General features: G+C 63.1%; 13 protein-coding genes and 2 pseudogenes. 7 read left to right on the top strand and 8 right to left on the bottom strand.

Annotated elements, in window-relative coordinates:
- Window positions 1-470: pseudogene (locus MESS2_RS25060) on the top strand (hypothetical protein); the annotation flags it as partial.
- A 973-nt stretch (window positions 471-1,443) separates the two neighbouring features.
- Here the strand turns inward: MESS2_RS25060 and MESS2_RS25065 are convergent.
- Entirely contained in the window at window positions 1,444-2,547 is a 1,104-nt protein-coding gene (locus tag MESS2_RS25065) for a calcium:cation antiporter (protein WP_008877355.1), read from the bottom strand.
- 160 nt (window positions 2,548-2,707) lie between these two features.
- Entirely contained in the window at window positions 2,708-2,890 is a 183-nt protein-coding gene (locus tag MESS2_RS25070) for a cysteine rich repeat-containing protein (protein ID WP_244440089.1), read from the bottom strand.
- A 118-nt stretch (window positions 2,891-3,008) separates the two neighbouring features.
- Here MESS2_RS25070 and MESS2_RS25075 point away from each other — a divergent pair, with 118 nt between their 5' ends.
- The 3 genes and pseudogenes from MESS2_RS25075 to MESS2_RS25085 all read left to right on the top strand — a co-directional run bounded on the left by MESS2_RS25075 (window position 3,009) and on the right by MESS2_RS25085 (window position 7,886).
- The gene (locus tag MESS2_RS25075; RefSeq protein ID WP_008877358.1) at window positions 3,009-4,175 is read left to right on the top strand and encodes an efflux RND transporter periplasmic adaptor subunit; all 1,167 of its coding nucleotides are present in this window, start codon (window positions 3,009-3,011) and stop codon (window positions 4,173-4,175) included.
- Window positions 4,172-7,316 (top strand): annotated as a pseudogene (locus MESS2_RS25080) (efflux RND transporter permease subunit). The gene MESS2_RS25075 and the pseudogene MESS2_RS25080 overlap by 4 nt, the downstream one beginning before the upstream one ends.
- A gap of 93 nt (window positions 7,317-7,409) precedes the next feature.
- A complete protein-coding gene (locus MESS2_RS25085; protein ID WP_008877361.1) occupies window positions 7,410-7,886 on the top strand; it encodes a DUF992 domain-containing protein in 477 nt (158 codons plus the stop codon).
- Between the two features lie 5 nt (window positions 7,887-7,891).
- Here MESS2_RS25085 and MESS2_RS32475 read toward each other — a convergent pair whose 3' ends face one another.
- The gene (locus tag MESS2_RS32475) at window positions 7,892-8,110 is read right to left on the bottom strand and encodes a hypothetical protein (RefSeq protein WP_157357843.1); all 219 of its coding nucleotides are present in this window, start codon (window positions 8,108-8,110) and stop codon (window positions 7,892-7,894) included.
- Between the two features lie 135 nt (window positions 8,111-8,245).
- Between MESS2_RS32475 and MESS2_RS25090 the strand changes: the two genes are divergently transcribed.
- Window positions 8,246-9,154, top strand: a complete 909-nt coding sequence (locus MESS2_RS25090; protein ID WP_008877363.1) for a lipid kinase — start codon at window positions 8,246-8,248, stop codon at window positions 9,152-9,154.
- A 76-nt stretch (window positions 9,155-9,230) separates the two neighbouring features.
- Here MESS2_RS25090 and MESS2_RS25095 read toward each other — a convergent pair whose 3' ends face one another.
- The 4 genes from MESS2_RS25095 to hisS all read right to left on the bottom strand — a co-directional run bounded on the left by MESS2_RS25095 (window position 9,231) and on the right by hisS (window position 14,496).
- Window positions 9,231-11,003 carry an AMP-binding protein gene (locus tag MESS2_RS25095; protein ID WP_008877364.1) on the bottom strand — a complete coding sequence of 591 codons (1,773 nt, stop codon included), beginning with the start codon at window positions 11,001-11,003 and terminating at the stop codon, window positions 9,231-9,233.
- An 81-nt stretch (window positions 11,004-11,084) separates the two neighbouring features.
- Complete coding sequence (hisG, locus tag MESS2_RS25100) at window positions 11,085-11,783, bottom strand: ATP phosphoribosyltransferase (RefSeq protein ID WP_008877365.1); 699 nt, start codon at window positions 11,781-11,783, stop codon at window positions 11,085-11,087.
- Window positions 11,780-12,901: an ATP phosphoribosyltransferase regulatory subunit gene (locus MESS2_RS25105; protein WP_008877366.1), complete on the bottom strand. Its 1,122-nt coding sequence runs from the start codon at window positions 12,899-12,901 to the stop codon at window positions 11,780-11,782. Before MESS2_RS25105 ends, hisG begins: the two co-directional genes overlap by 4 nt.
- Complete coding sequence (hisS, locus tag MESS2_RS25110; protein ID WP_008877367.1) at window positions 12,898-14,496, bottom strand: histidine--tRNA ligase; 1,599 nt, start codon at window positions 14,494-14,496, stop codon at window positions 12,898-12,900. Before hisS ends, MESS2_RS25105 begins: the two co-directional genes overlap by 4 nt.
- 515 nt (window positions 14,497-15,011) lie before the next feature.
- Here hisS and MESS2_RS25115 point away from each other — a divergent pair.
- Window positions 15,012-15,212 carry a hypothetical protein gene (locus MESS2_RS25115; protein WP_008877368.1) on the top strand — a complete coding sequence of 67 codons (201 nt, stop codon included), beginning with the start codon at window positions 15,012-15,014 and terminating at the stop codon, window positions 15,210-15,212.
- A 90-nt stretch (window positions 15,213-15,302) separates the two neighbouring features.
- Here the strand turns inward: MESS2_RS25115 and MESS2_RS25120 are convergent, their stop codons facing one another.
- Complete coding sequence (locus MESS2_RS25120; protein WP_008877369.1) at window positions 15,303-15,941, bottom strand: DNA-3-methyladenine glycosylase I; 639 nt, start codon at window positions 15,939-15,941, stop codon at window positions 15,303-15,305.
- Window positions 15,942-16,147: 206 nt separating this feature from the next.
- Between MESS2_RS25120 and MESS2_RS25125 the strand changes: the two genes are divergently transcribed.
- Window positions 16,148-16,897 (top strand): L,D-transpeptidase, encoded by a 750-nt coding sequence (locus tag MESS2_RS25125; protein ID WP_008877370.1) that lies wholly within the window; start codon window positions 16,148-16,150, stop codon window positions 16,895-16,897.
- The last annotated feature ends 64 nt before the right edge of the window (window positions 16,898-16,961 follow it).

Below are 16,961 nucleotides of genomic sequence, written 5' to 3' on the forward strand. Positions count from 1 at the left end.
TGGCCGAAGGCGAGCAGACCAACGCTGTAAAGGACCGCCAGGTGGCCGAGGCTGCTTCAAAGCAAGCCGGAGAAGCACTCGCGCTGGAACGCAAACGAGCAGATTCGGCTGAACGTGACCTCGAAATTGTTCGCCGGGACCGCGATGCCTTGATGCAGAACTCAATAGAATTGAGTGCGGCGCTGGACCAGGAGCGTGAAAGGGCCACTGGTTTGGCCCGTAGCCTTAGTGCCGCGCGTAAGACGATCGACATCGTCAAGGACAAGCGCCGCGCCGCCGCTGCGCGCGCGCTGAAAGCACGTACCCCCGCGACTGCACTTGCAAGTGCATTATCGGATTCGGGCGTCCAACCAGCCCGTAAACCGCGCTCGCAGAAAAAACAGAAAGTGAAGTACCGAAAGTCGCCGCAATCTGAGGTGCTGGCCATCGAACTTCCTGCACCTTTGCTCCCGACGCGGCCACCGAGCTAGCTCGACCTGCGCCGGCGCCGACGAGGGAGTTGAATGTATGCCGCACGGGAGTATCAGAATGAAAAGATATGTCGCAGCCGCGTTCACGATCGGGATCGCGATCGGCCCTGCCTCGGCTCTTGGCGCAGGTTTGGGCGGTAAGAGCGGCGGTCTCGGGATCGGTGCCGGAGTGAGCGGTGGTGATCTCGGGGTCAGTGCTGGAGTAAGCGTCGGCGGCGTAGGGGTCAGTGCTGGAGTGAGCGCCGGTTCGCAAGGCGCATCTGTGGGAGCGGGCACAAGCGTCGGCGGCATAGGGGTCAGTGCTGGAGTGAACGCTGGCCCGCAAGGCACATCTGTGGGAGCGGGCGCGAGCGTCGGCAGTGTAGGCGGAGCAAACGTTGGCGCTTCGGTCGGCGCAGGATCTGTCGGCGCAGGCGTTAGTGGCAATGTCGGCAGCACAAGCGGAAGCGTTTCGACCAGCAGCGGCGTGGGCTCCAATGCCAGCAACAATCCAAGCAACACCAGCGGAAGCGTTTCAGCGGGAATTGGTGCGGGCGCCGATCCGTCCGCCGACAACAAATCGGTTGCCGCTAGTCCGCCCGCCGTCACGAAAGCCATTGTCCCCGCCAAAACCACCAGGCAATCGATCTCTCTGCCACCCGTCCTCAGGCCTTCGAGGACAGGCCGGGGTAACTCGACCCTGGGCTATCCGTTTGGATCCGTGGGACCACTGAAAATGATACCCGGTACTCCAGCCGCGGTCGTGCAAGCCTGCCGCGCGGCGATCATGTCCGCCGCGAAGCCGCTTGGCGCCGTCCGTGTCCGCTCGGTAAGCGCGGGTGCCTTGCGTCAACGTCGAGGTGAGCTCACGGCCCCGATCAAGGTGCGAATAGACTACGCAAGAAAAGGTGGCATCGAAGTCCGGCAGGCGCAAGTCGGCTGTCGCCTCAATACTGCGGGCAGGGTCACTGCAATAATATAGCTCCAGGCCTGTTCATGGAACAAAGATCAGAAACACATAGGTGAAAAAGACGACAAGGTGGACCAGGCCGGTCAGGAACGTCGTTCTTTCGTTGCTGAAGCTGACACTGCTTATGAAAAGCGCCAGGACCAGAAGTACCGTGTCAGCCGCGGGAATGCCCAGCGTCAGGCCCCTTCCCGTCAGCAGGCTGGCGGCGGCGACTGCCGGTATCGTCAAGCCAATCGTGGCGCAAGCCGAACCCATCGCGACATTCAAACCGCGCTGCAGCTCATTGTTGAGGGCGGCACGAACCGCTGAAACGGACTCCGGCATCAAGACCAGGCCCGCGATCAATGCTCCCACAATGGCGTCGGCCTGGGTCACCTGGTAGGTAACCAGCGCATCCTCGATGCTTGCGGCGACTTGCTCGGCGAGCATGACAATGCCAATCAGGCCGATTGCCAGCAGCAGCACGCCAGTAAGGATGCTCTCGTGAGGGGCGGCTCGCGTCGAAACGCCGTGCGTCGGTCCTTCGATGAAATCGTCCCGGTGGCGGACGGTCTGGGCGAACAGAAAACCCGCATAGAGCAGCACTGAAAGCACGCTCACAAAACCAAGTTGGGCCGCCGAGAATGTACCGGGACCCGTAGCTTGCGTAAAGGTCGGCAGAACAAGCGTCATGACGGTCAGCGCGATCAGAACCGCCAGATAGGCGCTGGTCCCTTGTCGCACGATTGCCTGCGTGCGATGCCGCCAGCCGCCAAATGTCAGACACACGCCGACAACGCCGGTGGATGCAATCATCACCGTCGAGAAGACGGACTCGCGTGCAAGCGTCGGGTTGTTCTCGCCATGCAGCATCATCGAAACGATGATCGACACTTCGATGGCCGTCACCGCAATCGTCAATACCAAAGTGCCGTACGGCTCCCCTACCCGCCGGGCCACCGCCTCGGCGTGGTCGAGCACCACAAAGATGGTGGTGAACATGATCGCGCTCGAAAGCGCTCCGACAAGGATCCTCATATTGATGGAACCCTGGTCCACCGAGAGCCCGCTGGCCCTGACCGCGATGGCCACAGTGAGAGCGGCCAACGGCATCGCATAGGAAACCGCCGATCTTGCGAAACCGCTCATTGCAGCCCTTACGCTTCTGCTCTTGCTGAAAACCTATTTGGAGCACATCTCGCGTGCCGCGACCATTCCCTATCCTGCGCCCGCAGACCTCGCCGCCGGCGTCCGATAGTCTCGAAGTATAAAATCATCCGCAGTCCGAAAAGATCGCGCCGCAGCGGTCCTATCCAGGCGTGTTCGCCTTGACGACCTTTTGGCATTCCGGCGTCAGCTCGCTCATATGGTCGGACAGGCATTTGATGACGCGGCCGCCGCCCTGCTGCACGCCGCTGCAGAACTTCTTGTAATCCGCCTCGCAGGCCTCACGCTCCGACGCCGTCTGCGCCAGCGCCGCTGTGGTCGCCATCTGAGTTGCTAGGAAAAGCACGCTTAACGCAATCCGCATGACAACCTCCCCTCAAATATGTAAATTAGCTCACTTTCATATAATGCGATATACACCGGGAAGTATCCAGAGGGGGAAAATGCTTTTCGTATTAGGTAGAATCGTGCCGGCGGCAGGCCTGGTCGCCGTTACAATACTGTTGTCCGCATGCAACGAGCAAAACGCTTACATGGCGCCACCTCCGCCCAAGGTCGACGTGGCGCTTCCGGTGAAGCAGAGCGTGACCCCCTATCTCGAGGCCACCGGCAGCGCCGCGGCGGTAAACACGACACCGCTGGTTGCGCGCGTTTCGGGCTTCATCCAGGAAATCGACTACAAGGACGGCGACGAGGTCAAGGCCGGCGCCCGGCTGTTCCTGATCGAGCCCGACACCTACCAGCTGGCGCTCGAGCAAGCCCAGGCCGGGCAGGGTTCGGCCGATGCCGCCGCCAAGCAGTCCGGCGCCGACCTGAAGCGGCAGCAGGAGCTGCTGTCGCAGAAAATCATCTCGCAATCGACCGCCGACCAGTCCGCCGCCGCGGCACAGGTGGACATCGCCAAGCAGAAGCAGAGCGCGGTCGACGTCAAGCAGGCTCAACTCAATCTGAGCTACACCGAAGTCAAGGCGCCGTTCGCGGGCATCGTCACCTCCCGCCAGGTGTCGATGGGACAACTGGTCGGCGCCGGCGGCGCCACCACGCTGGCGACCATCGTTCAGCTCGCTCCCATCTACGTCAATTTCAACATCTCCGAGCAGGATGTGCTGCGCATTCGCGCCGCCATGGCCAAGCGTGGAATAACCGCGCAGGACCTCAAGAAAATACCGGTCGAGGTTGGCCTGCAGAGCGAGACGGGTTATCCCCATGCGGGAACGCTGGACTATGCCGCGCCAGAGGTTACGGCCGCCACCGGCACGCTGGCGGCCCGCGCCGTATTGCCCAATGAAGACCGGGCATTGCTGCCCGGCTATTTCGTGCGCGTGCGCGTGCCGCTGGGCGAAGAACCGGACATGCTGCTCGTTCCCGACCGGGCGATCGGCAGCGACCAGAAGGGCCGCTACGTGCTCGTCGCCGGAAAGGACGATGTCGTCGAGCAGCGCCCGGTAGAGATCGGCCAACTGGTCGGGGCGTTGCGCGTCATCACCAAGGGTCTCGCGGCGGACGACCGTGTCCTTGTCTCCGGCCTGCTGACGGCCGTGCCTGGCCAGAAGATCGAACCGCAGGAGAAGAAGCTGGAAGCGGTCGCCACGGACAGCGCAGCGCCATGATCTCCAAGTTCTTCATCGAGCGGCCGGTCCTGGCCAACGCCATCGCCATCCTAATGGTCGTCATCGGCATCATCTCGCTGTTCGCCCTGCCGGTGGCGCAATATCCCGATGTGGTGCCGCCCACCGTTTCGGTGACGACGCGCTATCCGGGCGCCAGCGCGCGCGCGGTAATCGACACGGTGGCGCTGCCGATCGAGCAGCAGGTCAACGGCGTCGAGGGCATGATCTACATGCAGTCCTATGCTGCATCGGATGGCACCTACAATCTCACCGTCACCTTCGCGATCGGCACCGATCTCGACCAGGCGCAAGTGCTTGTGCAGAACCGTGTGTCCTCTGCCCTGGCCGGGCTGCCGCAGGCGGTGCAGGTGCAAGGCGTCACCGTTCAGAAGAAGTCGACCTCGATCCTCGAAATCGTCACGCTGACTTCGCCTGATGGGCAATATGACAGCCTTTATCTCGCCAATTACGCGACCATCCGGCTGAAGGACGAGCTCTCCCGGATACCCGGGGTCGGCAACGTCAATGTGTTCGGCGCCGGCCAGTATTCCATGCGCGTCTGGCTCGATCCGGAGAAGATGCAGGCGCGCGGCCTTACCACGCAGGACATCGTCCAGGCGCTGGGGCAGCAGAGCGAGCAGGTCACCGCAGGTCAGGTCGGCGCGCCGCCGGCGCCCGACGGCCAGTCCTTCCAGTACACGATCGAAGTGTCCAGCCGCCTCGACGATCCCGACCAGTTCGGCGCCGTGATCGTCAAGACCGGCACCAATGGCGACATGACGCGCGTGCGCGATGTCGGCCGGGTCGAGCTCGGCGCGCAGACCTATGGGCAATTCTTCAATCTCGACGGCCAGCCGGCCGCGGGCATGGCCGTCTTCCTGTCGCCGGGCGCCAACGCGCTCGATGTGGCCGGCAAGGTCGAGGCCAGGATGAAGGCACTGTCGCGCGAGTTCCCGAAAGGGCTGGCATACTCGACCCCCTTCAACACCACGATTTTCGTCAGCCAGGCGATCCACGAGGTCTACAAGACGCTGATCGAAGCCGCTGTCCTGGTGCTTATCGTCATCCTGCTTTTCCTGCAGGACTGGCGGGCGATGCTGGTGCCGGCAACGACCGTTCCGGTGACGATCATCGGCGCGTTCGCGGCGATGGCCGCGCTCGGCTTCTCGGTCAATCTGTCGACCCTGTTCGCCATCGTGCTCGCCATCGGCATCGTCGTCGACGACGCCATCGTCGTGGTCGAGGGCGCCGCTCACAACATGGAGCGCGGCATGTCGGGCCACGACGCGGCGATTGCCGCCATGAACGCGCTGTTCGGACCGATCATCGGCATCACGCTGGTGCTGATGGCGGTGTTCCTGCCGGCTGCGTTCCTGCCCGGCCTCACGGGGCAAATGTATGCGCAATTCGCACTGGTGATTGCGGCAACCGCCATAATCAGCGCCATCAACGCGGCCACGCTCAAGCCGACGCAGTGCGCGACCTGGCTGAGGCGCCCGGTGCCGCCGGACCAGCGCAATTTCTTCTTTCGCGGCTTCAACGCGGTCTACCAGCGCCTGGAGAACCGCTATGCCGGCCTGATCGGGTCCATGGTGCGTCACAGCACGGTGATGGGCATCATTGCGTTGCTGATCATCGGTGCGGCGGGCTACGGCATATCGCGCGTGGCCACAGGCTTCATCCCGATCGAGGACCAGGGCTACATGCTCGCTACGGTTCAACTCCCCGATGGCGCCGCACTGGGCCGCACGCAGGAGACGCTGCAGCAGGTTTCGAAGCTCGCCAAGGCCACGCCGGGCGTCGATCAGGTGGTGACGATCGCCGGCATCTCGGCACTCGACAACAATTCGACGCTGGCGAACGCCGGCGTCGCCTACATCATCCTCAAGGACTGGAGCCTGCGCGGCAAGGGCGAGGATCTTGCCTCGCTCTACGCGACGCTCAACAAAAACCTGTCCGACATGGCTGATGGAACTGTGCTGGTGCTGCCGCCACCGCCGATCCAGGGCATCGGCAATGCCGCCGGCTTCACCATGCAGGTCGAACTGCGCGACGGCAGTTTCGACCTCGCCAAGCTGCAGGGTGCGGTCGAGGCGGTGACCAGGACCGCCCAGACGCAGTCGGGCATCCAGCGGGTAGCGGCGCCGTTCCGCGCCAATGTTCCGCAATACACGGTCGAACTCGACCGCGAGAAGGTGCAAACGCTGGGACTGACCACGGACCAGGTCTTCCAGACGCTCGCCGGCTATCTCGGCTCGACTTATGTCAGTCAGTTCAACAAGTTCGGGCGGGTATTCCAGATCTATGTGCAGGGCGATGCACAATTCCGCGTGTCGCCCGAGAACATCGGCCGCCTGAGTGTGCGCAACCAGAACGGCGACATGATTCCGCTCGGCGCTGACGATCACACCGAGCGTCGGCCCATCGCTGATCAGCCTCTACAACCTCTATCCCTCGGCATCGATCATCGGCGTGCAGGCGCAAGGCTTCTCGTCCGGCGACGCGATCAAGCTGATGGAAGGGGTCGCGGCCGACACATTGCCGCCCGGCACCGGCTACGACTGGACGGCGCTGTCCTTCCAGGAGAAGCTCGTCGGCAGCCAGATCTATCTGGTGTTCGGCCTGGCGCTGCTCCTGGTCTATCTGGTGCTGGCAGGCCAATATGAGAGTTGGCTCGCACCTATCTCGATCTTGCTTGCCGCGCCGCTGTCGCTGGTCGGCCCGGTCCTGGTCCTCAACGGCCTCGGCATCGACAACAATCTCTACGTCCAGATCGGCCTGATCCTGCTGATTGCGCTATCGGCCAAGAACGCCATCCTGATCGTCGAGGTGGCGCGCGAATTGCGCGCCGCCGGCAAACCGATTATCGACTCCGCGATCGAGGCGGCACGTGCTCGTTTCCGCCCGATCCTGATGACGTCCTTCGCCTTTATACTCGGTGTCGCGCCGCTGGTGGTGGCGACGGGCGCCGGGGCCAGCGCACGCAAATCTATCGGCATCACGGTCTTTTCCGGCATGATCGCCTCGACCTGCCTCGCCGTGCTCTTCGTGCCTTCCTTCTTCGTCATCCTGCAACGGTTCGAGGAATGGCGCGCCGCGCGCAAGACGAAGCGCGAGGTCACGTCCACGCTTCCCGGCTAGGCAAGGGAGAGGAGTGGCGTCAAACGACTACCGAGGAGATTTGATTCTTACCGGACGCATCAGCTTCGCAACTTCAACCAAGGAAAATCCGACATGCTTTTCCACATCCGCCTCTTCGCCCTTGCGGGCGCTTCATTTCTGCTTTTCGCGGCAGCACCTGCCTGGGCGGTGAACGCCCAGGTCGGTATCCTGAAATGCGACACCTCGACCGGCATCGGCGAGATCATTGAGCGCAAACAGACAATGACCTGCGTATTCACCAGGAATGACGGCACGACGGAAAATTACACCGGCTCGATCCACGAATTCGGCATCGAACTTGGCGAGGTGGAAGAAGGCCATCTCATTTGGGCCGTCGTCAGCGGCTCGACTGCAAAGGACAATGGCCTGCTCACCGGAAAATACGATGGCGTCGATGCGGAAGCGGCCGCGGGCCTTGGACTTGGTGCCGATGTCCTGCTCGGCGGAACGGAGAAAGCCTTTGCACTTCAACCGCTCGCAGTCGAGGGCGAAACCGGCATCAACATCGCGGCGGGTGTCGAGCAGATCGAACTCACTGCGGCAAGCTAGATCCGTTATTCGAAATCGATCACCCGACTGTTCAGGGGCAGTTCGTTCTCGTGCTGGCCACGGTGTCCGTCGTCGCTGATCTCAGACGGCGCGCCGCGCTCGATCGAGTCGCCGGACATCAAGACAACGCCCCGGCTCCGGAACCGCGTGAATATAGGCGGCATCGCGACCTTGGCCGCATTCAGCGCAACATCCTTAAATGCGCAACTTTCCCGCTTTGCCAATGGGTGGTTGGCCCATCCCAACCCTCGTCGGGATGAGCGGAAGGGCTCATTTAAGACTGATCAAAGGTCGGTTGTGGTGGAAGTCGGCTGCGAGCTGTCCTATGTGCGTGCCGTGAAATTGCGACCAGGTTCCGAATGAATGTATCCACCAAAAGACGCGCGTTGCTCGTCCTCAATCCCAAGGCGCGGTGCGGCCAGGAGGCGATCGCGCCTGTTGTCCAGCGGCTGGAGGCCGGCGGCCTTTCCGTCACCGTCGAGACGTTCGAAGCATTGCCTGAAATCGCACGCGACATCGTCCGGTTGCGCCATATCGCCGACCTTGTGATTGTGTGCGGCGGCGACGGTTCGGTGTCTTCAGCTGCGGTCGCGGTAATGGAAAGCGGTTTGCCGATGGGCATCATTCCGATGGGAACGGCGAACGACCTCGCTCGCACACTCAATATTCCGACGGACTTGCTGCGGGCCGCCGACGTGATCGTGCGAGGCGGAACACGCCTGATCGACGTCGGCACGGTCAATGGCCATGCCTTCTTCAACGTTGCAAGCATCGGCCTGAGCAGCAAGCTTGCGCAGGGGCTTGATCCGGCGCTGAAGAAGCGTTTCGGCAGGCTGGGCTATGCCTTGGCCGCCCTCAAGGTGCTGACCGGTGCCGTCCCGTTCGAAGCGAGAATCACCGAAAAAGGTACGGCGATCGAAGCCAAGACCTACCAGATCGCCGTCGGCAACGGCCGACACTATGGCGGAGGCGTCATCGTGGAGGAGACCGCGGAGATCGATGACGGACATCTCGACCTCTATAGCCTCGAAATGACGAATCTCTGGAAGCTGGCGCTGATGCTGCGCTCGTTCCGCTCGGGAACACATGGCGCCTGGAGCGAGGTCCGGACGGCCCGATGCGTTGAGTTCGACATCGAGACGAACGGGCCGATGCCGGTGAACACCGACGGCGAGATCGTCACCTCGACCCCGGCGCATTTCAAGGTCCACCCGAAGGCGATCTCGGTCTTCGCGCCTGTCACTGCGCGCGTTCCGGTCGCGCCGTAGGGAGGATCGACGACGTCGTCCTCATGCTCCGCAGACACGATGCCTGGGCATAGGCGGTCGGCATAGCGCCCGCCCCTCAAGCCGTCTTCTGCGTCACCAGTCCCAACTCCTCGATCATCGCCTCGCGCATCAGGAATTTCTGCGGCTTGCCGGTCACGGTCATCGGCAGCTCGGTGCGGAAGCGGATGTGGCGCGGGATCTTGTAGTGGGCGATCTGGCCGGCGCAGAAGGCCTTGATCTCCTCAGCGGTGGCGATCTGGCCGGGTTTCAGCACGATCCAGGCGCATAGCTCCTCGCCATATTTCGGGTCGGGAATGCCGAACACCTGCACCTCCTTCACCTTGGGATGGCGATAGAGGAACTCCTCGACCTCGCGCGGATAGACGTTCTCGCCGCCGCGGATGACCATGTCCTTGACCCGGCCGACGATGTTGCAATAGCCCTCGGCGTCGATGGTGGCGAGGTCGCCGGTATGCATCCAGCCGTCGCTGTCGATCGCCTCACGGGTTTTTTCGGCGTCGTCCCAATAGCCCTTCATCACCGAGTAGCCGCGTGTGCAGAGTTCGCCCGGCGCGTCGACCGCAACGGTTGCGCCATCGGCGTCGATGGCCTTGACCTCGACATGGGGATGAATGCGCCCGACCGTCGAGACGCGCTTTTCCAGCGGGTCGTCGACGCCGCTCTGGAACGACACCGGGCTGGTCTCGGTCATGCCATAGGCGATGGTCACCTGCGCCATATGCATCAGCGACACCACCTTCTTCATCACCTCGATCGGACAGGGCGAGCCGGCCATGATGCCGGTTCTGAGGCTGGTGAGATCGAAGGACGCGAAATCCGGGTGGTCGAGCAGGCCGACGAACATGGTCGGCACGCCATAGAGGCCGGTGCAGCGCTCCTCCGCCACCGCCTTCAGCGTGGCGCCGGCATCGAAGCCCTCGCCCGGGAAAACCATGGTCGCGCCCTTGGTGACGCAGCCCATCGTGCCCATCGACATGCCGAAGCAGTGATAGAGCGGCACCGGGATGCACAGCCGGTCGTCGGCGGTGAGCCTGATCGCCGAGGTGACGAAATTGCCGTTGTTGACGATGTTGGTGTGGGTCAGCGTGGCGCCCTTGGGCGCGCCCGTCGTGCCCGAGGTGAACTGGATGTTGATGGCCTCGCCGGGCTTCAATCCCTCCGAGATGCGATCGAGGCTGTCATGCTCGTCGCGCCCGGCCATGGCCAGCACGTCGGCGAAATTGAACATGCCGGGCGAATGTTCCTCGCCCATGCGGATGACGATCTCCAGCGCCGGCAGCTTTTGCGCCTTGAGCTTGCCAGGTGCCGCCTTGGCGATCTCCGGCGCCAGCGTCTCGATCATGCCGAGATAGTCGGAGGTCTTGAATTTGGCCGATGTGACCAGTGCTCGGCAAGCGACCTTGTTCAGCGCGTATTCCAGCTCGGTCAGCCTGTAGGCCGGGTTGATATTGACCAGGATCAGGCCGATGCGGGCTGTGGCGAACTGCGTCACCAGCCATTCCCAGCGGTTGGGCGACCAGATGCCGACGCGGTCGCCCTTTTCCAGGCCAAGCGCCAGAAAACCGGCAGCCAGCGCGTCCACCGCGTCCGACAGTTCGCTCCAGGTGAAGCGCTTGTCCTGAGCGACGAAAACGGCGGCATCGAGCGTGCCGTATTTGCTGACGGTGTCGGAAAACAGCGCCGGAATCGTCTGGTTGAGCAGCGGCACCGTGCGCTCGCCCGAAACATACGCCCTGCCGTCAACCGGCGCGATGAAGGTTGCGCCATTACGCGGGCCGCGACCGCGCAGGTGCGTGGCATTCTTCAACTCGTCGAGATTGATCGCCATCGCCGTCTCCTCCGCAGACGGCCGAGCCTATCAGCCCGGCAGGGTGGTGGAAATCCCGTCGATGGTACTGGCAGGACCAGCCTACTTGGCCACGGACGCCATCTTCGCGGCTATTTCACGCAAGACAGCTTCTTCGGCGGCCGCACGCTGCTTCCTCGATGCGACAAGACAGGCCTGCGAGCGCAGAACAACGCCGTCGCCCAGCACCTTCAGATGATTGGCGCGCAGCGTCGAGCCGGTCGTGGTGATGTCGACGATGACATCGGCCAGGCCCGCCGCAGGCGCGCCCTCGGTGGCGCCCAGGCTCTCGACGATGCGGTAGACCTGGATGCCGTGCTTCTGCGAAAAGAATTGCTGGGTCAGGCGCCAGTATTTGGTGGCGATCCTGAGCCGCCTTCCGTGGCGCTGACGGAAATCGGCGGCAACGTCGTCGAGATCGGCCATGCTGTCGACATCGAGCCAGATGTCGGGCACCGCCACCACCACATCGGCAATGCCGAAACCAAGGCGGGCGAGGATCTCCGCACGCGTCTCCCAGTCGGCAAGGGTCTCGCGCAACAGGTCCTCGCCGGTGATGCCGAGATCGATCGCGCCCTGGCCGATCTCGCCAGCGATTTCGGAGGCCGACAGGAACGCCACCTCGACGCTCTCGGCGCCTTCGATGCGGGCGCGGTATTTGCGCTCGTCGCCGGGCAGGTTGACGGCAAGCCCGGCCTTGGCCAAAACCTCCAGCGCCTGCTCCTTGAGCCGGCCTTTCGACGGGATCGCCAGCGTGATCATGGCGCCTGCTCCCGCAGCGCCTCGATGCGGTCGAGCCAGACGGAAAAGCCGACGCCAGGGATTGGCGTCTTCGCGCCAAGCAGCGTCAGCAGCCGGTCGTAGCGGCCGCCGCCGGCCAGCGGCCGGTCGCCATTTTCCGCCGCGATCTCGAAGACGAGGCCGGTGTAGTAATCGAGCGGACGGCCGAAGGCGGCGTCGTAGCGGATTTTTTCGACTGGCAGGCCGTGTGCCGCGATCGCGCGGGCGCGGGCGGCGAAATTTTCCAGAGCCGCGCCGAGTGAAAGGTCGGCACCCGATGCGAAGGCTTCGAGCGCCTGGGCCGCACTATTAAGCGGCACGTCGATCGCCAGAAATGTCTTCAGTGCCGAAAACGCCTCGTTGGACAGCCTGACACTACGCAGTTCGGCCTTCTCGATCAGACGCCGCGCAATGTCGGCAGGCGCGCGCCCGGCCGATGCGGACAGCCCGGCCTCCTGCATGCCGCCGGCGATATGCGCCGACAGGCCTTCCAGATCGCCGTCCAGCACAAGAGACGCGACCGGGCCGGAGAGCTGGCCATTGCGTGGCGGATTGGCGAGATCGGCCAACGCCGCCTCCAGCATCGGTGCCGAACCGAAGGCGCGGGCAAGCCGCATGCGCCAGCCGCGCGGCAGGCCGAGTGCTGCCAGCACCGCTTCGAATATGGTCTGGTCGCCCAGCGTGATTGTCAGGGCCTGGTCCGGGAGTACCAAGGCAAGCAAAGCATGCGCATCGGCCAATGAACGGGCATCGGCTTGCGGCGTATCGCGGTCGCCGAGATCCTCGATGCCGGCCTGGAAGAATTCATTGCCGCCTTCGCGGCGCTGGCGAAAGACCTCGCCGAGATAGGAATAGCGGCGCGGCGTGCCGGCCTGCGAGCTGATGTGGTCGAGGCAGACGGGAATGGTGAATTCCGGCCTGAGACACAGCGTCCTTCCCGTCTCGCTTTCGGTGAGAAAGATACGGCGGCGCAGATCCTCGCCGGCCATGTCGAGGAACGGGTCTGCCGGTTGCAGCACCGCGACCTCGACAGCGTGGGTATTGCGCGCGGCGAAGAGCGTCGCAATATCCGATGCGATGGCGGGGTAGCGGGAGGTCATTGGAGAGCGAGGCGCGAGGCACCCTTCGCGCGATCAGCCGCCTGCGCAGCCAAGATTTTCTTCACCTCAGCGACCAGCTCGCTCTCCGCCACCGTCACCTGCGCCGGCCTTGCCGCGCGCCATTCGGCGTTGTCCGCTATCTCGGCCGACATGCGGGCGCCTTCGATCAGGTCCTTGATCTGGACCTCGCCCTTGGCGCGCTCGTCGCCGCCCTGGATAATGGCGACGGGGCTGCCGCGGCGGTCGGCATATTTGAGCTGCGCCTTCATGCCGGCGCCGCCGAGATACATTTCGGAGCGGATGCCGGCGGCGCGCAACTCGCCCACCATCTTCTGGTAGCGGCCAAGGCTTGTCGTGTCCTTGTCCATCACCAGCACGACGACGGGTGCGAGCACATCGGAGGTGTCGAGCTTGCCGAGGTTCTTCAGCGCCGTCATCAGCCGTGAGACGCCGATGGAAAAGCCTGTCGCCGGCACCGGTTCGCCACGGAAGCGCGAGACCAGCCCATCATAGCGGCCGCCGCCGCCGACGGAACCGAAACGGACGATCTGGCCATCCTCGTTGGGGATCTCGGCCAGCAGTTCGGCCTCGAAGACCGGGCCGGTGTAGTATTCGAGGCCGCGCACGACGGAGGGATCGATGCGGATGCGGTCAGAGCTGTAGCCAGCTGATCTCACGAAATTTTCGATTGCCAATAGCTCGTCTGTACCTTCCCGGTAGACAGACGAAGCTTCAACACCCATGGCCAGAAGCTTCACCTTGGATGGTGCGAATGTAGCTTGATCACCGTAGTCGACTTTGATTTTTGAAATATCTCCGGGTGGACCTTCCTGCGCAATCACGTTTGCAATCTCGCGATCAAATAAACTCACAACAATTGCTGTTTGATCGGCGTCTAGCCCTGCACCCTTCGTAAAATCGCCGCTCTCGTCCTTACGTCCCGCGCCAAGCAGCGACTGGACCCCCTCGACGCCCAGTTTATCCAGCTTGTCGATCGCGCGCAGCACCGTCAGCCGGCGCCCGGCATTCTCGTCGCCGCCGAGGCCGATCGCCTCCAGCACGCCATCGAGCACCTTGCGGTTGTTGACCCGGATGACGTAGTCGCCGCGCTTGATGCCAAGCGCTTCCATCACATCGGCCATCATCATCGCCATCTCGGCGTCGGCCGCGACACCCGGCGTACCAACCGTATCGGCGTCGAACTGCATGAACTGGCGGAAGCGGCCTGGACCGGGCTTCTCGTTGCGAAAGACCCAGCCGGACCGATAGCTGCGATAGGGTTTCGGCAGCTTGTCATAATTCTCGGCGACGAAACGCGCCGTCGGCGCGGTCAGGTCATAGCGCAGAGACAGCCACTGCTCGTCATCGTCCTGGAACGAGAAGACGCCTTCGTTCGGCCGGTCCTGGTCGGGCAGGAACTTGCCCAGCGCATCGGTGTATTCGATCAGCGGCTGCTCGATGGGCTCGAAGCCGTAAAGCTCGTAGACGCCACGGATCGTCGCCATCATCTTCTCGACGGCGCGGATGTCGTCGGCGCTGCGGTCGGCAAAGCCGCGCGGCAGCCGCGCTTTCGTCTTTTCCGATTTGTCGGCCATGGGGATGAGGTCTTTTTGCTAAGTAATCGGTGACTTATTTCGAGTGGGCGTGTCCTACCCATGCAGCCGGGAGAAGGCAAGGGTTTGCACTGCCTCTCCGCGAGCTGGTGGAGACGGTTCCGATAATTTCGTAAACTCCGCGCCGCCCCTCATCCGCCTGCCGGGCACTTCTCCCGTATAGTGACGGGGAGAAGAAGGAAGCTTCGTCGCCGGCATCCTTGCCCCGGCGTTGGCGATTGCTGAAACCGGCAATGGCAGCGTCCTTCTCCCCGTCACTATACGGGAGAAGTGCCCGGTCCACCCTCCGCAGCTGCTGCGGAGGACGGGCAGGGCGATGAGGGGGCAGCGCCAAGCGGCTGAAGACGTAAACGCCAATTGCTATGGTTAGTAATTTCGAAACGCTTAAGGCATTCCAAAACAAACCACGCCGAAAATGAAACAATTCGGCCACCAACGCGGCATCGTGCCGACACAATCAGGGCCGATAAGCACGCCGAAACAAGGGGTTCGGGGCAATGACCACGGCACAAGCAACAAACATCGACAGCTCAGCCCGCGCGCTGCCCGCGGGTCCATTCGAGGCTACCGCTGAAGAACGCAAGGGCCCGACGATGCGCGATGCGCTGATGACCGGCCTGCTGGTGATCTACCCCGCCCTTGCGACGGTGGCGGCCATCGTCGCCGGGCTCTTTCTCGCCGGCGCCAGCGGCGTTTGAAACCAGGGAGGGTGCAAGCTCCCGAATGCTCGTGCTGCCCCTCATCCGCCTGCCGCCTCCTTCTCCCGTCTAGTGACGGGGAGAAGGAGCTCATTTCGGCCGTTTGAATGCCTTTCGCTCCTTCTCCACCTGCGCCCGGCAGACGCAGCCCTCGAGATGGTCGTTGACCAACCCCATCGCCTGCATGAAGGCGTAGACGGTGGTCGGGCCGACAAAGCTCCAGCCACGTTTTTTCAATTCCTTCGAAATCCGCACCGAAACCGCCGTGGTCGGGTTGGCGCGCAGATGGGCTAGGTCGACGATGGCCGGCCGCTCGTCGGGGCCTGGTTCGAACTTCCAGAACCAGGCGGCGAGCGAGCCAAATTCATCGACCATCTCGCGGGCGCGTTTGGCGTTGTTGATGGTCGAGACGATCTTGCCGCGGTGGCGGATGATGCCGGCATCGCCGAGCAGGCGCTCGACGTCCTTGTCGGTGAAGGCGGCAACCTTGTCGAACTCGAAGTTAGCGAAGCCGGCGCGAAAATTCTCGCGCTTGCGCAATATGGTCAGCCATGACAGGCCCGACTGAAAGCCTTCGAGGCAGATCTTTTCGAACAGCCTGCGGTCATCAGTGGCCGGCCGGCCCCATTCATGGTCGTGGTAGTGCAGATAGTCCGGCAGATTGCCGTGCCAGAAGCAGCGTTTCACGCCATCGGGACCGGCGAGCAGGCCTGTGTTTTCACTTTCCATCGCTAAAAATCCGTTCGTTAATGGGCTTTGCGCTGCTTTTACCGCGGCTTTACCAGATTCCTGAACCGGCCGGTAACCACACCAAAAGGTTTACTGACACTTCGGCATTTTACGCATTCCGATTCATGTTTCGGTTGCGGCTTCGCGCCAATGATCGCGAAATCGGGGGCTTTCCCCCGCGTGTTCGACGATCAAGGTGCGTTCCGATGAAGTCAATGTTCCTTTCCCTGTTCGGCGCCGCGGCCATGCTTGCCGCCGGCGTCACCGTCTCCAGCGCCAATGACCGCTATGCCGACAGGCCACCGGTGACGGTGAGCCCCGACCTTTCGGCGCCCTGGGTGCTGCAACTCGGCCGCGCCCCGGGCATCGTGCGGCAGAGCCGGCAGGAGGTGCAGCCGCAACGCCGCTATCAGCGGCAAGCGCAACCGGTTCAGCCCGATCGGCTGCGCACGGCGGCGGTGCGGGCCCCTGCCAAACGCATGGTCGCGCGGCCGCAGATCAACCCGCTCTATCTGCCGCAGGAAGTCGCCTATGACGGGTCGCGGAAGCCTGGCACGATCGTCATCGATACGACGCAGAATTTTCTCTATCTGGTCGGGAAGAACGGCAAGGCGCGGCGCTACGGCGTCGGCACCGGCAAGCCGGGCTTCGAATGGTCGGGCACGCACAAGATCTCCAACAAACGGGTGTGGCCGGACTGGCGCCCACCGGCGGCGATGATCAAGCGCGAGGCCGCCAAGGGCCGATACTTGCCGACCTATCTCGCCGGCGGCATGGAAAACCCGCTCGGCGCGCGCGCGCTCTATCTCGGCTCGACGGAATACCGCATCCACGGCACCAACGAGCCCTGGACGATCGGCGGCGCGGTGTCGTCGGGCTGCATCCGCATGCGCAACGAGGATGTCGTAGACCTCTATGAGCGGGTCAATGTTGGCACGACGGTTGTGGTCATGTAATCTCCGGTTGATCTTACTGGCGATTCTGTCCAGAAGAATGGGGAATAGGGATAACGGGGGACGG

The organism is Mesorhizobium metallidurans STM 2683 (assembly GCF_000350085.1).
In the GTDB taxonomy this organism is placed as follows: Bacteria; Pseudomonadota; Alphaproteobacteria; order Rhizobiales; family Rhizobiaceae; genus Mesorhizobium; species Mesorhizobium metallidurans.

What these genes read in the sequence shown, in the direction of transcription:
- MESS2_RS25065 (WP_008877355.1), bottom strand. Translation starts at nt 2,547, where the DNA reads ATGAGCGGTTTCGCAAGATCGGCGGTTTCCTATGCGATGCCGTTGGCC.
- MESS2_RS25070 (WP_244440089.1), bottom strand. Translation starts at nt 2,890, where the DNA reads ATGGCGACCACAGCGGCGCTGGCGCAGACGGCGTCGGAGCGTGAGGCC.
- MESS2_RS25075 (WP_008877358.1), top strand. Translation starts at nt 3,009, where the DNA reads ATGCTTTTCGTATTAGGTAGAATCGTGCCGGCGGCAGGCCTGGTCGCC.
- MESS2_RS25085 (WP_008877361.1), top strand. Translation starts at nt 7,410, where the DNA reads ATGCTTTTCCACATCCGCCTCTTCGCCCTTGCGGGCGCTTCATTTCTG.
- MESS2_RS25090 (WP_008877363.1), top strand. Translation starts at nt 8,246, where the DNA reads ATGAATGTATCCACCAAAAGACGCGCGTTGCTCGTCCTCAATCCCAAG.
- MESS2_RS25095 (WP_008877364.1), bottom strand. Translation starts at nt 11,003, where the DNA reads ATGGCGATCAATCTCGACGAGTTGAAGAATGCCACGCACCTGCGCGGT.
- hisG (WP_008877365.1), bottom strand. Translation starts at nt 11,783, where the DNA reads ATGATCACGCTGGCGATCCCGTCGAAAGGCCGGCTCAAGGAGCAGGCG.
- MESS2_RS25105 (WP_008877366.1), bottom strand. Translation starts at nt 12,901, where the DNA reads ATGACCTCCCGCTACCCCGCCATCGCATCGGATATTGCGACGCTCTTC.
- hisS (WP_008877367.1), bottom strand. Translation starts at nt 14,496, where the DNA reads ATGGCCGACAAATCGGAAAAGACGAAAGCGCGGCTGCCGCGCGGCTTT.
- MESS2_RS25115 (WP_008877368.1), top strand. Translation starts at nt 15,012, where the DNA reads ATGACCACGGCACAAGCAACAAACATCGACAGCTCAGCCCGCGCGCTG.
- MESS2_RS25120 (WP_008877369.1), bottom strand. Translation starts at nt 15,941, where the DNA reads ATGGAAAGTGAAAACACAGGCCTGCTCGCCGGTCCCGATGGCGTGAAA.
- MESS2_RS25125 (WP_008877370.1), top strand. Translation starts at nt 16,148, where the DNA reads ATGAAGTCAATGTTCCTTTCCCTGTTCGGCGCCGCGGCCATGCTTGCC.